Origin of the sequence: Rhizosphaericola mali (assembly GCF_004337365.2) — a bacterium.
GTDB lineage: Bacteria > Bacteroidota > Bacteroidia > Chitinophagales > Chitinophagaceae > Rhizosphaericola > Rhizosphaericola mali.
This window is the reverse complement of sequence record NZ_CP044016.1, coordinates 59,348-74,174: the sequence shown is the minus strand read 5'-3', so window position 1 is coordinate 74,174 and position 14,827 is coordinate 59,348. Positions and strand designations below refer to the sequence as shown.

General features: G+C 35.2%; 14 protein-coding genes and 1 riboswitch. Of the genes, 5 read left to right on the top strand and 9 right to left on the bottom strand.

Going from position 1 to position 14,827, the window contains the following annotated elements:
• Positions 1–44: 44 nt before the first annotated feature.
• The 8 genes from E0W69_RS00290 to E0W69_RS00255 form a co-directional block, all read right to left on the bottom strand.
• The gene (locus E0W69_RS00290) at positions 45–1,598 is read right to left on the bottom strand and encodes an Rne/Rng family ribonuclease (protein ID WP_131328047.1); all 1,554 of its coding nucleotides are present in this window, start codon (positions 1,596–1,598) and stop codon (positions 45–47) included.
• 354 nt (positions 1,599–1,952) lie between these two features.
• On the bottom strand, positions 1,953–2,804 hold the full coding sequence (locus E0W69_RS00285) for a tetratricopeptide repeat protein (protein WP_131328046.1): 852 nt from the start codon (positions 2,802–2,804) through the stop codon (positions 1,953–1,955).
• Positions 2,805–2,831: 27 nt separating this feature from the next.
• The gene (locus E0W69_RS00280) at positions 2,832–3,116 is read right to left on the bottom strand and encodes an HU family DNA-binding protein (RefSeq protein ID WP_131328045.1); all 285 of its coding nucleotides are present in this window, start codon (positions 3,114–3,116) and stop codon (positions 2,832–2,834) included.
• An 89-nt stretch (positions 3,117–3,205) separates the two neighbouring features.
• Positions 3,206–3,589: a DUF779 domain-containing protein gene (locus E0W69_RS00275; RefSeq protein ID WP_131328044.1), complete on the bottom strand. Its 384-nt coding sequence runs from the start codon at positions 3,587–3,589 to the stop codon at positions 3,206–3,208.
• Between the two features lie 133 nt (positions 3,590–3,722).
• Positions 3,723–5,213: a succinate CoA transferase gene (locus tag E0W69_RS00270; protein WP_131328043.1), complete on the bottom strand. Its 1,491-nt coding sequence runs from the start codon at positions 5,211–5,213 to the stop codon at positions 3,723–3,725.
• Positions 5,214–5,313: 100 nt separating this feature from the next.
• Positions 5,314–6,348 carry an alcohol dehydrogenase AdhP gene (adhP, locus tag E0W69_RS00265; RefSeq protein ID WP_131328042.1) on the bottom strand — a complete coding sequence of 345 codons (1,035 nt, stop codon included), beginning with the start codon at positions 6,346–6,348 and terminating at the stop codon, positions 5,314–5,316.
• A 24-nt stretch (positions 6,349–6,372) separates the two neighbouring features.
• Positions 6,373–8,202 carry an NAD(P)/FAD-dependent oxidoreductase gene (locus tag E0W69_RS00260; RefSeq protein WP_131328041.1) on the bottom strand — a complete coding sequence of 610 codons (1,830 nt, stop codon included), beginning with the start codon at positions 8,200–8,202 and terminating at the stop codon, positions 6,373–6,375.
• 228 nt (positions 8,203–8,430) lie between these two features.
• Positions 8,431–9,954: an aldehyde dehydrogenase family protein gene (locus E0W69_RS00255; protein ID WP_131328040.1), complete on the bottom strand. Its 1,524-nt coding sequence runs from the start codon at positions 9,952–9,954 to the stop codon at positions 8,431–8,433.
• Between the two features lie 200 nt (positions 9,955–10,154).
• Here E0W69_RS00255 and E0W69_RS00250 point away from each other — a divergent pair, with 200 nt between their 5' ends.
• Entirely contained in the window at positions 10,155–11,075 is a 921-nt protein-coding gene (locus E0W69_RS00250) for an AraC family transcriptional regulator (protein ID WP_131328039.1), read from the top strand.
• 14 nt (positions 11,076–11,089) lie between these two features.
• Here the strand turns inward: E0W69_RS00250 and queG are convergent, their stop codons facing one another.
• Positions 11,090–12,016, bottom strand: coding sequence for a tRNA epoxyqueuosine(34) reductase QueG (gene queG, locus E0W69_RS00245; RefSeq protein WP_131328038.1), 927 nt, complete (start codon positions 12,014–12,016; stop codon positions 11,090–11,092).
• Positions 12,017–12,056: 40 nt separating this feature from the next.
• On the opposite strand from queG, the gene E0W69_RS00240 reads away from it, so the two are divergent.
• The 4 genes from E0W69_RS00240 to E0W69_RS00225 all read left to right on the top strand — a co-directional run bounded on the left by E0W69_RS00240 (position 12,057) and on the right by E0W69_RS00225 (position 14,794).
• Positions 12,057–12,446, top strand: a complete 390-nt coding sequence (locus tag E0W69_RS00240; RefSeq protein ID WP_131328037.1) for a hypothetical protein — start codon at positions 12,057–12,059, stop codon at positions 12,444–12,446.
• A 13-nt stretch (positions 12,447–12,459) separates the two neighbouring features.
• Positions 12,460–12,533, top strand: a riboswitch (Fluoride riboswitch).
• A gap of 44 nt (positions 12,534–12,577) precedes the next feature.
• The gene (locus E0W69_RS00235) at positions 12,578–13,927 is read left to right on the top strand and encodes a chloride channel protein (protein ID WP_131328036.1); all 1,350 of its coding nucleotides are present in this window, start codon (positions 12,578–12,580) and stop codon (positions 13,925–13,927) included.
• A 76-nt stretch (positions 13,928–14,003) separates the two neighbouring features.
• A complete protein-coding gene (locus E0W69_RS00230; RefSeq protein WP_131328035.1) occupies positions 14,004–14,555 on the top strand; it encodes an inorganic diphosphatase in 552 nt (183 codons plus the stop codon).
• 56 nt (positions 14,556–14,611) lie between these two features.
• Positions 14,612–14,794 carry a hypothetical protein gene (locus E0W69_RS00225; RefSeq protein WP_131328034.1) on the top strand — a complete coding sequence of 61 codons (183 nt, stop codon included), beginning with the start codon at positions 14,612–14,614 and terminating at the stop codon, positions 14,792–14,794.
• The last annotated feature ends 33 nt before the right edge of the window (positions 14,795–14,827 follow it).

Here is a 14,827-nt window from a genome sequence, read left to right as displayed (position 1 = left end):
TAAAAAAAAGACCGACATTAGAATATTCTAATGTCGGTCTTTTTTTATAATTTAATTTCATCTTCTTGTTCATCAAAGAAATGAAATTCGGTAAAGTAGTAATTATTATTCGGCTTAATAAACAGCTTCACCTTGTATTTACGTTGCCATTTTTGTCTAATAGAATTAAATATACCTTTCGTAAGATGTGAGTATACAATAGGGTGAACCATTATTTGCAATGCACGGTGCTTATGTTGCACGAGATATTCCAGTCTATTTTCGATCTCATCTACCAATAATAAAGAAGATGTTACTTTACCCGTACCATTACAACTCGGACAAACCTCCTCCGTATTGATAGTAATCTCTGGACGCATTCTTTGTCGTGTAATTTGCATCAATCCAAATTTGGATAATGGCAAAACAGAATGGCGAGCTCGATCATTTTTGAGGCAAAGTTCCATATGATCTTGAACCTTTTTCTTGTTCTCTGGATTTTTCATATCGATAAAATCCACTACAATAATACCTCCAAGGTCACGCAGTCTTAATTGTCGAGCTATTTCTTCGGCGGCTTCAATATTGGTTGCTACTGCATTTTCTTCTTGACTATTACTTACATTTTTATAACCACTATTTACATCTATTACATGACAAGCTTCCGTCCTTTCGATAATTAAATATGCTCCGCTGGGCATATTTACAGTCTTACCAAAAGACGCTTTAATCTGACGAGTAATATTATACTGATCAAAAATAGGCAAACTTCCTCCTTGATAGAGGCTAACAATATTTTGTTTATTTGGAGATATCTGTTGCACATATTCGTGAGCTTCATTGTAGATATTTTTATCATTTACAATGATTCGATTAAAATCAGGCGTTAACAAATCTCTTAAAATACTAGTAGTTTTTGTTTGTTCACTCAATATTTTGCAAGGAGGTTCTGCCGTTTTTAATTTCTTTTGAATATCCGTCCAACGCTCAATTAATTGATTCAAATCACTATGAAGTTCTTCTGTCTTTTTTCCTTCAGCAGCGGTCCTTACAATAACTCCTACATTGTGTGGTTTTATGGCAGACACAATTGAGTTGAGTCTTTTCCTTTCATCAGAAGAGTGTATTTTTTTTGAAACAGCGACGATGTCATTAAAAGGCGTAATAACTACAAATCTTCCAGGAAGAGAGATCTCACAGCTCAATCTTGGACCTTTCGCAGAAATTGGTTCTTTCAATATTTGAACTAAAATATTGGGTTTACCATTCAAGACTTCCGTTATTTTACCAGTCTTGACAATTTCTGGTTCTATTTGAAATTTTGAAAAATCAAAGCCATTTTCAGACTTATCATTCATAGCCAACTGCGTAAATTTCAATAATGATTTTACGTAAGGACTTAAATCTGTATAATGCAAAAAAGCATCTTTTTCGAACCCGACATCGATAAATGCGGCATTCAATCCCGGCATCAGTTTCTTAACTTTACCCAGGAAGAGATCTCCAACAGAAAAACCATTACCGGCTTTCTCGGTATGAAGCTCTACTAGTTTATTATCTTCCATCAGTGCAATCTCTACACCAGTAGGATTAGCATTGATAATCAATTCTTTATTCACAAATGCAACTTTAAACGCTAAAAAAATTATATTCCATTTTTCAAATAAATAGAATACAACTACTATAAGAGAATTACTCAGTAAAATCCCTTACAGAAAGATTGGTAGGAAAAGTTGAAAAGTTGCAAGAGTCCTAAAAAGTATAAATAATCAATGCCGGCATTGATTCCGGCATTGAAAAATATTGCTGCATAAAGTAAATACAACGATCTATTTTATCAAAAAATAGACTATTTACCTTTATGACGGTTTCTTCTTAATCTTTTTTTACGTTTGTGCGTTGCTATCTTATGACGCTTTCTTTTTTTACCACAAGGCATAATTCAAAAAAATTTTATTATTAATAAATCAACATTATTGTTGCAATGCTTTAATACGTTCTTCGATTTCTTTTTTGGCATCTGGAACATTAATCTTTTCAAGTACGTTTTTGTACCATTTGATAGCATTAGTTTTATCTCCTAATCTATCATACGTTTCTGCTAAGTTGAGAGTAGCTTCTAGATTTGTTGGATCTACTGCCAATACAGCCTGAAACCTTTTAACCGCATTTTCGTACTGACCACTCTTGATACCTCCCATTCCTAAAATCATTTGAGCGAAAATATTTTTTGGATCTTTTTCAGCAATCTCTCTTACAGGTAAGATACCTTGCATAGGATTATCTGAAATGTTACCAAACATATAACACGCTCCAATTCCTATCTTAGTTGAATCATTGGAAGGATTGATTTCCAGAGCTTTATCAAAAAACGTTTTCGCATTTGTCGCCAACCAGTTTTGCATTGCAGGATCGCTGTCAGATACCAAAACTCCATTAAGCAACAAATGGGCGGCAAAGGTAAGCTTCTTTTCTGAATTTTCCAAAAGACCTTCTTGACCAGTATAATAAGCACCTAAATCAGGTCTTCCCATATCCTTCGTCCAAAAATTGGCTAATTGCCCGTATACTTTTTCTTGTTGGGATTTTACATCACCTCTAACTACACTATTTTCTAACTCGGTAATTTGAGTAGTTTGTTCGGCTGTTAGGTGTTGTTTTGCCTTAGCTATGATTTCATCCGTTGTAATGGTCTTTTTTTCAGACAACATGGCGGACGGCATAGCTGCCATCTTTTTCTTAGGTGGAATTGTATTACCTCCAAAATAAATCAGTACAAATAAAAATAAGCCCGAAACGAGTAAAATAATTTTTTGCTTCTTCATGCCAAAAATTTGATCCGCTAAGGTAACCTATTTTTGGCTTTGTTTTACCTCGCTGACAAATTCTTTTGCAGGTTTAAATGCAGGAATATAATGCTCTGGAATCTCTACAGCGACATTCTTCTTAATATTACGTCCAATTTTAGCCGCTCTTTTTTTCGTAATAAAGCTACCAAATCCTCGAATATAAATATTCTCCCCTTTGGAAAGATTACCTTTAATTTCTTTCAAAAAAGATTCAATCGTAACTAAAACGTCCACCTTTGGAATGCCCGTTTTTTCAGAAATGCTATTTACGAGATCGGATTTTCTCATAGAAAATCATTTTTTAATACAGTTATAAATAATTTAACAACCCAATAATAAATGTTTTTGGTGATAACACAAAGAAAATGAATGAATTATTAGATTTTTGCAATAGAATTTTCTAATTTATTCAATTCCACTAATTCTTCTTCTGTAAACAACCTTGATTTAGTAACAAATGTTAACCCAATCGTCGATTCTAATGAAAAGCCGCCCACTCCAACGCCTGGAACTGCATCAATTGTCAACTCGGTATATTGCCAATACTTGAATTCTGTTGGTGACATATAATAGTCACAGCCGTTCACGTTGCCTAACAAAACATCTCGACTTCCTACATAAAAAGAGCCCTTTTCGTAAAGCAATGGTTGACTACCTTCGCAACATCCCCCACTTTGAAAGAAAAATAATTCTCCATGTTTTTCTTGTAATTGTTTAACAGCATTAGCTGTTATTTCTGTCATTTTTACGCGTGCAATCATTTTTTATCTAAGGTATTTATTTTCATGCAAATTTCCTGCTAGATATTCAAATTTAACATGCTATAGGATTTGTATTAAAACAAAAAAGCTGCCAAATTTATTATTTTGACAGCTTAATTTTTTGTATAAATATCTATGCTTTCATACTTCCAGTTTCATTAAATCGAGTATGCCACTTGTATACTTCATCTAATAAATGTGGAGTCTGACCACCTTTTGCTTTTGCTCTATTGAAATAATCCAAAAATTCATCTTTATAATCTTCATGCACACAATTATTAATAATAATAGGTACACGTTCAATCGGCGCCAAACCGCGTAAATCAGCCAAACCTTTCTCTGTAACCAAAACATCCACGTCGTGTTCTGTATGGTCATGATGCGCAACCATTGGAACAACAGAAGATATTTTATTATCTTTTGCAGTAGAACTAGTAACGAAAATACTCATGTATGCATTTCTAGCGAAATCTCCCGAACCTCCAATACCGTTCATCATTTTCGTACCTCCTACATGTGTCGAATTAACATTGCCATAAAGATCCACTTCCAAGGCCGTATTTATACCAATTACACCTAACCTTCTAATCACCTCTGCCGCGTTACTAATATTTTGGGGACGAAATACTACGTTTTTGCGATAGGTTTCTAAATTGTTCATGAATTTATCATAACATCCTTTAGAAACGGTCATGGAAGTTGCAGATGCGAAATCCATTTTACCGGCATCAATTAATTCAAACGTACTATCTTGCAATACCTCAGAATACATTGTTAGATTTTCAAAATCACCTTTTAAAAACCCTGACATCACTGCGTTCGCAACTTTACCGATACCACATTGTAATGGTAATAATGATTTAGTCAAACGTCCCTTTTTTACTTCATTTCCCAAAAAATCCAAGATATGAGAAGCAATTGCAGCCGTATTTTCATCTGGAGGTACAATATCACCCGTCATGTCAGTTATATCATGAAAAACGATACCAATAATTTTTTCAGGATCTAATGGAATAGATTCGGTTCCGATCCTTGTATCTGAAGCGGTAATTGGAATAATTTTTTTATGCGGAGCTTTTCCTTGTTGAAAAATATCATGAAATCCTCGAATCTCTAAGGGAATTGCAGTATTAATCTCAATAATAACTTTATCAGCCATATCCATAAATGCAACATTGTTACCCACAGAAGTCGTAGGAATAATACTCCCATCTTCTAATATCTGTGTAGCTTCAATGACGGCAATATCTATTTTTGGTAAATCTCCATTAATCAACAATTCTGAAGTCTCGCCAAGATGTTGATCGACAAATAAAAGATCTTCTGCATTGATGTGTTTTCTCAAAATCGCATCTACTTGAAAAGGTAATCTTTTGATCAAAGCGTTGGCATCAGCAAGATCCGCATCAGTCCCGTGACCAAGCGATGCTCCTGTAAATAATTGAATTTTTAATGGTTCTTTTTGCGCTCTTTTTGCTAATTCTTTTAATACAACTTTCGTATCTCCACCGCGTGTAAATCCACTCGCACCGACAACCATTCCGTCTTTAAAAAACGAAGCGGATTCTTCCGCTGATATTACTTTAGATTTTAGTGCACTTCTTAATATTCTATCTTCTTGCATAACAATCTTACCTTTTTTAAATAATGCAACAAAGTACACTAAAAATCGATTCTAGCGTACTTTATTTATTTGAATTTCTGTTTTTTTAAGAATTCTTTAATTATGGTTCCGCTATTTCCATAACAATACGGCCATCAATCTGACCTTTTTTCATTTTTCCAAAAATGTCATTGATGTCTTCCAATTTTGCTGGATGTACAGTTGCTTTTACTTTACCTTCAACAGCAAATTCGATCGCTTCCTGCAAATCCTTTCTTGTACCAACAATAGATCCACGAACCGTGTACGCATTTAATACAGTATCAAAAATTGGTAAATCAAAACTCCCTGGAGGCAAACCATTTAAGGCAATTGTACCTTTTCTACGCAACATAGAAATACCTTGTTTGAATGCAATTGGAGATACTGCGGTAACGAGTACGCCATGCATACCACCGACTTCTTTTTTCAAAAATGAACCCGGATCTTGTTCTTTTGCATTAATCGTAATTTCTGCACCTAATTTTTTAGCCAATTCCAATTTTTCAGGAGCCACATCCACTGCGGCAACGTGCAATCCCATTGCTTTTGCATATTGAACAGCTACGTGTCCCAAGCCGCCAATACCTGAAATTGCAACCCATTCTCCTGGTTTCGCTTCTGTTTGTTTCAAGCCTTTGTAAACCGTTACGCCTGCACAAAGAATAGGAGCAATTTCTGTAAAGTTGACATTGGACGGTAAGTGTCCAACATAGCGAGCATCTGCAATTACATATTCTGCATAACCTCCGTCGACACTATAACCGCCATTTTGTTGGGTTTCGCATAAAGTTTCCCAACCAGTAATACAATAGTCACAACAACCACAAGCACTATATAACCAAGGCACACCTACAGCATCCCCTTCCTTAACATTCGTTACACCCTCTCCTACAGCTACTACATATCCGACTCCTTCATGACCTGGAATCAATGGCATCTTTGGTTTTACAGGCCAATCTCCATCCACCGCATGCAAGTCTGTATGACAAACACCACTTGCAATAACTTTTACCAAAATTTCATTTTTCCCCGGTCGTTTAACTTCGACTTCTTCAATTTGCAACGGTGCTCCAAACTCACGAACCACTGCCGCTTTCATTTTGTTAGGTAACATACTCTCAGATTTAAAGTGAAAAATTTATTTTAAATGATGAACTTCCGCTTTTCCGAATACAGGAACGTCTAACCCTTCGTATCTTGCTTTTATTTGCAGAGCCAAATATTTGGAGTAATGTCTGGACTGGTGCAAATTGCCTCCGTGAAACCAAAGATTTTCATGAGCTGTTGGTTTCCACATATTTCTTAATTCGCCTTCCCAAGGACCTGGATCTTTTGTTGTATTAGATCCCAATCCCCAACATTTACCAACCTGATCAGCGACGTCTTGTGAAATAATCTGTGCGACCCATTGATTCATCGAACCATAGCCCGTGGCATATACAATTACATCGGCGTCTATTTTAGTTCCATCACACATCAAAATTCCGTCTTTGACTATTTGGTCTATTTCGACGCCACTTTTCAATTTAATACTACCATCTGCAACTAATTCTGCGGCACCGACATTAATATAATAACCCGAACTTCTTCTCAAATATTTTAAAAATAAACCCGAACCATCATCTCCAAAATCCAACATAAATCCTGCTTTTTCTAAAGAATCATAAAACGCTTTATCTCGTTTTTTTACTTCATTATAAATAGGAATATGAAATTGATTCATTATTTTAAATGGTTGCGATGCAAATATCAAATCTGCTTTATCGACATTGATACCGTTGGCAACGGCATCCTCGGAATACAACGGGCCGAATACTAAATCCATTAAAGTCTCGGATTGTATGATGTGCGTACTTGAGCGTTGAATCATCGTCACATCCGCTCCATTTTCCCAAAGGTCAGCACAAATATCATGAGCCGAATTATTAGCACCAATAACCGCAACTTTTTTACCCTTAAAAATATCCCCTCCTGGATGTTTACTTGAGTGATGTTGTAGGCCTTCAAAAGTCTCCGCACCAGCTATTTTAGGAATATTCGGAAATCCGGAAACCCCTAATGCGAAAATGACTTGTTTAGGTTTTAATATAATAGATTGTCCTTCTTTATTAACAATTACATTCCATTCTTTTGCCTCAGCATCATAAGAAGCTTTGACACATTCTGACGAAGACCAATAATCCAAATCCATGATTTTCGTATATGCTTCTAACCAATCGCCTACTTTATCTTTCGGGCAGAATACTGGCCAATCTTCCGGAAATTGTAAATATGGAAGATGATCATACCAAACCGGATCATGTAAACAAAGGGATTTATATCGACTACGCCACTGATCACCAGGACGTGGAAATTTATCTAAAATTATAGTAGGTACTCCCATTTTTTTCAAACGAGCACCCAATCCAATACCTCCTTGACCACCACCAATCACTACGCAATACGGTTGCTCTGTATATCCTAATGTTTCTTGTCTTTCTTTTTTAAGTTCGGACCAATATTTTCTATTTTTTTGAACACCATGCTCTGCACCACGTTCTCTATTGCGTCCTTTTTTCTCTTCAAATCCTTTCAATTCTTGTAGCGTTGTCAAAAGTGTCCAACACAAACCATCTTTTAAACGAATATGTCCTTTACCTCGTCCTTGTCTAGTTTCAAACGTGAACCACCCTTCAATCACACCATTATTTTCGGTAACCTCTTCTATAATTTTCCAATTATCTGGATCTGTGAAGTCCAGTTGATGTGTCAACATTTCTTGTATTTGTTCTTTCCCTTCAGAGGTGTACAGATTCCAAGTAAATGAAGCTAAATCACGCCAATAACAATCTGTTAAAAATAAATTCAATACGGCATCAATGTTTCGATCTTTCAAAGCGGTTTCAAATCGATATAACCATTCTTGTAGTGTAGAATATTCAGTAGAATTTGTATTAATTGTACTATCTACTAATTTTAAATCTGGCATAAGATTAAATTTAAAAAAATGAGCAATCGTATGTCAATAGAGCATTGACATCACATATATCTAAATATCTAAAGTGATTGGTCTAATAAAAACCAAATGGCAAAACGCAAAATGCAAGCAAAAAAAGCACAGACGTCAGGCCTCTAAACATGAACGCCTGTGCTACAATCAATAATTACGAAACTTACCTAGAAAGGTAACTTGAGAATTGCAAACTATTATAAAATACTAAAAGAAACCCATTGCTTTCTTATCATAAGAAATCAACATATTTTTTGTCTGGCGATAGTGATCCAACATAATTTTGTGGTTTTCTCTACCGTAACCAGATTGTTTGTATCCACCGAATGGTGCACCAGCTGGATAATTGTGATAATTATTTACCCAAACACGTCCTGCTTGAATTGCGCGTGGCACTTCGTACAATTCGTGTGCATCTCTTGTCCAAACACCAGAACCCAAACCATAAGGAGTATCATTAGCAATTTCAATTGCTTCTGCAGTATCTTTAAATGTAGTTACACAAAGAACTGGTCCAAAGATTTCTTCTTGGAAGATTCTCATATCGTTTCTACCTTTAAATAATGTAGGTTTGATATAATAACCATTTGGCAAACCATCTACATATTGTGCACCGCCACCAATCAACAATTCAGCACCTTCTTCTTTACCTAATTCGATATAAGATAAGATTTTGTCATATTGAGCTTTGGATGCTTGCGCGCCAATCATAGTTGTTTTATCCAATGGATGACCTGACTTGATTTTTTCAACTCTTTCTAATAAACGAGCAATAAACTTGTCATAAATACTTTCGTGGATTAACAAACGAGATGGACATGTACAAATTTCACCTTGATTCAATGCAAATAATGCTGCACCTTCTAAGCATTTATCAAAGAAATCATCGTCTGCATCCATTACACTTGGGAAGAAAATATTGGGAGATTTTCCACCCAATTCCATTGTAGAAGGGATGATATTTTCTGATGCATATTGCATGATTGTACGACCAGTAGCAGTAGAACCAGTAAATGCTATCTTAGCAATTCTTGGGTTAGTAGCTAATGCTTTACCTACTTCTGCGCCAAAACCATTTACAATATTCAAAACACCTTTTGGCAAAATATCTTTGATCAAATCTGCCAAAATCAAGATACTTACTGGAGTTTGTTCTGCGGGTTTCAATACTACACAGTTACCTGCAGCCAAAGCTGGAGCTAATTTCCATGCAGCCATCAAAATAGGGAAATTCCATGGAATGATCTGACCAACAACACCAAGAGGTTCATGAATAATCAATGATAAAGTGTGTGCATCCAATTCATTAGCAGAACCTTCTTCCGCACGGATAACACTAGCAAAATATCGGAAATGATCAACAGTCAATGGTAAATCCGCATTCAAAGTTTCACGGATTGGTTTACCATTATCCATTGTTTCTGCTGCTGCTAATTTTTCTAAATTAGCTTCCAATACATCCGCAATTTTATTTAAAATAAGACTTCTTTGTGTTGGTGAAGTTTTAGCCCATTCTGGTAATGCTTTGTGCGCTGCATCCATGGCCAATTCAATATCTTCTGCTGAAGATCTTGGCACTTTTGTCAAAACAGAACCATCTACTGGAGAAGTATTTTCAAAATATACACCTTTTACAGGAGCTACCCACTCACCTCCGATCAAATTCTCATACTGAGGTAAAAACTCAGGCCTAGCTACCATATTCGCGTTTTTTGCAACTGCTGTTTCCATAATCTATATTTTTACAACTTTAATTAATGGGGCTAAGGTCAAGATATTTGGAGAAATTAATATGTACTATACTATCTTTTCATTGTACTATACTATCAAAATACTAATATTCGTTAGTATTTTAAAAAATTTAGTTAAATTACCTTTGCTCATTAATAATATTAAAAAAATACATTATTTTACAAGTCTAATTTGAAGCCATGAAAAGACTTTCTAAAACATTCCAATATATACCTAAATCATTGGTAGATAATGACGTAGAGGATAGAACAATGGTACAATTTGATGCTTGCGAATTGAATGTATTTGAAACTAGATCTATATCCAATCAATTTTCATTAAAATTCAATGAGATAGCTCTTACAGCAATGGTTAAGGGGAAAAAAGTGATGCATTTCTCTGATATGCAGCCATTTGAATATTTCCCTGATGAGTTGGTAATTGTTCCTTCTGGCAAACAAATGCTGATTGACTTCCCTGAAGCAAGTGATAACAATCCGACACAATGTTTAGCAATTTGTTTTGATGAAAATTTTGTCAGTAAGACGATTGGCATGTTGAATGATACGGCGCCCAAGATCGATTCTCCAGAAGGTTGGCAGTTAGATAAACATAATATACACTTCGCTGGAACTACAGAAATATTTGGAGCGCTATCACGATTGGGAGCTTTAAGCAAAGAAAACGATCATATATCTAGAGGACTTTTAGCTGATTTCACGTTAAAAGAGTTGATTGTTCGCCTTATGCAAACCCAAGCGAGAATTGGTTTAGTCGCCCATAGTGCCAAAGATGCTACGATCAATCGATTTGCCCATGTCATGCACTATATAAAGGATCATTTGGATGAAAATCTAACCATTGATAAATTAAGTCAAATTGCGTGCATGAGCAAACCCAATTTTTTCAAAGCATTCAAAAAAGAATTTGGCATTTCTCCCATTGAATTGATATTGAAAGAACGCGTTACCTATGCAAAAAATTTACTCAAAAATCCAGATCATTCTATTTCAGAGGTTTGCTTTAATTCTGGATTCAATAATATGAGTCATTTTTTCCGTGTATTTAAAAAACAAGAAGGGCTTACTCCAAAATCTTATCAATTACAATTAGACAATTAGTAAGATTAGTAAGATTATTTCAAAAAATGTAAATTCCTCTTAATTCCAGCAAATTTGCTTCGTTTCAATGGAGATTTGCTAAATATTTGTTTGAATGATTCTTCGGTCAATTCGTCCCAATCATTTTGGGTAAATTGTAATATTTCGGAAATAGGTTGAAAATTTAATTCTTCATTTTCCTTACTAAAACGATTCCACGGACAAACATCTTGACAAGTATCGCAGCCAAACATCCAATTGTCAAATTTGCCTTTCATATTTTCCGGAATCAATTGATCTTTTAACTCAATCGTAAAATAGCTAATACATTTACTTCCGTCAATTTCCTTATTATTAGAAATCGCTTCTGTCGGACAAGCGTCAATACAACGCGTACATTTCCCACAAAAATCTTGCACCGCAGGTGCATCATACCCTAATGGCAAATCCACTATTAAAGTCGCAATGAAAAAGAAAGAACCTGCACCTTTGTGAATCACCATTCCGTTCTTTCCAACCCAACCCAAACCACTTTTTTTCGCCCAAGAACGTTCTAAGACTGGAGCCGAATCGACAAACCCACGACCTTCCACTTGCCCAAATTCTGTTCTTATTTCTTCTAGAAAGGTTTTCAATTGTTTGCGAATAACTTCGTGATAATCTTTCCCATAGGCATATTTGGAGATTTTCGGCGCGTTTGGGTCTGGATTTTTTTCAGAGGAATAATAATTTTTCAAAACGGTAATCACAGATTTCGCACCTGGAAATAATTTGCGCGGATCAATACGCAGATCAAAATAATTTTCCATGTATTGCATACTTCCATGTTTGCCTTGATGCAACCATTTTTCCAAACGAAACGCATCTTCATCCAAAGACGTGGCCTCTGCAATGCCGCAATGATCAAAGCCCAAACTCAGTGCTTTTTGCTTGATCCACGTACTTTTATCCGAAATATGCATGCTTGCAAAATTACATCAAAAAAGCCCCTACATTTGCCAAATGAAAAGAATTTTGCCACTAATCTTGGGATGTTGCGCCTTTTTTGCATGTAAAGACGAACCAAAATTTCAGAATGCAGACAACGCTTTTGAAGCTGGGAGATTATTTATCGAAGGAACAATGAAAGGTGAGTTCAAACAAGCAAAATTCTACATGCTCCCTTCTGCAAAAAATGATGCGTTTTTGCAAGAAAAACAAGATTTTTATCAACATCAAGACAGAGATTTTCGGGTTAATTATCGACAAGCGTCCATCATTATTGAAAATGAAAAAACCATTGACGATCAATTACATAAGCTATATTTTAAAAATTCTTTTGACAAAAAAGAAGATTCCATGTCCGTAGTCAAACAAAACAATATTTGGCTTGCAGATCCTACCAATAAATAAAAATTTATATCTTTGCAATATAGGAAATGGTGTCTTCCTACTCCGAACCGCAGTTGTGATTACAATGCTGATGGCGCCTACAAAATTTTAACATCGTCTAGAATCTATCTGGACTAAATTTTTGTAGGTATATGCAAATATTCTCTTTTAAAAAATTTCTCAAAGAACAATTTATACTTCTTAGCTTAAGTGCTATTGTAGGAATTTTATCCGCCCTATTTATTGCATTTTTTCTCAAATTATTAGAAGCTGCAACAGCTTATCGCAATTCCCATTTTCAATTATTATTTCTTTTACCTATTGCCGGTTGGGTAATTTATCTTTCATATCAATATTTAGGTAAAAATAGTAGCAAAGGAAATAATCTGATCATAAAAGAAGCCAAAGGAAATCAAGAATCTGTGCCTGCGGTAATGTTACCTTTGGTATTATTTGGAACAGTCATAACACATTTATTTGGAGGTTCTGCAGGTAGAGAAGGAACGGCTGTACAAATTGGCGGGACAGTCGCTGCCAAAATTTCTGAATGGTGCAAACTCAACCAACAATTAAGATCAATCCTCTTAATATGTGGTATCGGTGCAGGATTTAGTGCCGTATTTGGAACGCCTTTAACTGGATTTGTGTTTTCATTGGAAGTTTTGGTCATTGGAAAAATGGAATACAAGGCCGCACCATACAGCTTAATTGCTTCTTTGATCGCCAATTATTTTTGTTTGCAATTAGGAATTCATCACACTAAATATTTCATAACAAGTTCTATCCCAATGAATGGAGAATGGATTTCTATCGCATTGAAAGTTGGTATTGCATCTATAGGATTTGGTTTGGCGGGGTATTTATTTTCTTATTTTATTGAATTATTCAAAAAAATCTATTCCAAAATTTTACCCAAAGCTTGGATGATTCCGATTTTTGGCGGGATAATCATTATTATATTAGGCCAATGGTTGGTGGGAAAAGACTATTTGGGTTTAGGAGTCGATCCTAATTATCCTGGTGCTGCGTCCATTGTAGGAGCATTTCACGCAGGTGGTTCATTTACATGGAGTTGGTTTTGGAAATTATTATTTACAACAATTACATTAAGTGCTGGATTTAAAGGAGGCGAAGTAACACCACTGTTTTTTATTGGTGCTGCTTTGGGCAATACATTGGCAACTCTTTTCAATATACCTATTGATCTATTGGCAGGTGTTGGATTTATCGCGGTATTTGCTGCCGCTACAAATACACCATTGGCATGTACGATGATGGGAATTGAATTATTTGGCGCTGCAAATTTGCCGTTTTTTGCCATAGGCTGTTTTGTCGCTTATTATTGCAGTGGTCATAGTGGAATTTATACTTCCCAAAATATCGGAATTGCGAAGAACTCATTTCTTCAAATCAGAAACAACAAACTACTTTCCCAACACTTATCCCAAAAAGAACTTTTTTACCACAAAAAATGGACACTTGTAAAAAACAAATATCTGTAGTAGATAAAACAATTTTTCTTAAATATAGCATAAGGTTTTACCTTTGCACACTGAAATAAAAAAAATAAAATAAATCATGGCCGTAATTACCAACGTATTACACCCTTGGCATGGTGCAACAACAGGAGAAAATGCTCCTTCCGTAGTAAACGGAATCATCGAAATACCTGAAGCATCTCGTATTAAATATGAAATCGATAAACCTACTGGTTTATTAAAATTAGACCGCGTTTTATTCGGTTCCACACATTATCCTAGCAATTACGGTTTTATTCCTCAAACTTTGGGAGAGGACAATGATCCTTTAGATATTTTGATTTTGGCAGCTGCGCCTATCACTTCGCTTTGCCTTGTAGAAGCAAAAGTTATAGGTGTGATGCATATGATCGATGGTGGCGAAGGAGATGACAAAATCATCGCTGTAGCTAATGACGATTGTACAGTTGCCCATATCAACGAATTGTCTGATGTACCTCAACAAAAATTGAACGAAATACAAAATTTCTTTGAAACGTATAAATTGTTGGAAAAGAAAGAAGTAATCGTTAGCGGATTTGAAGGAAAAGAAGTGGCGTTAGAAATAATCGAAAAATCTATCGTAGCTTACAAAGAAAAATATGTAAAATAAAAAATAGCTTCTTTTTTTAAGAATTGCCTATTATATTTGCAACAAATTCATCAGTTATGGAAACTTCACAAAATACAAGTAAATATTGGTTATGGTTTTTTGTATGGTTAGCAATCATCATTTTAATGCTAATATTCGTTAGACCATTTTTCTGGTTAGCTTTACCAGGTACAGTTTCTTATTTTGCTAAAGCAATGAATTTATTAGATCCTAATAAACCAGAAGATCAAGAATATTAATCTTATCTCAAATTATACAAAAACGGGAATGTA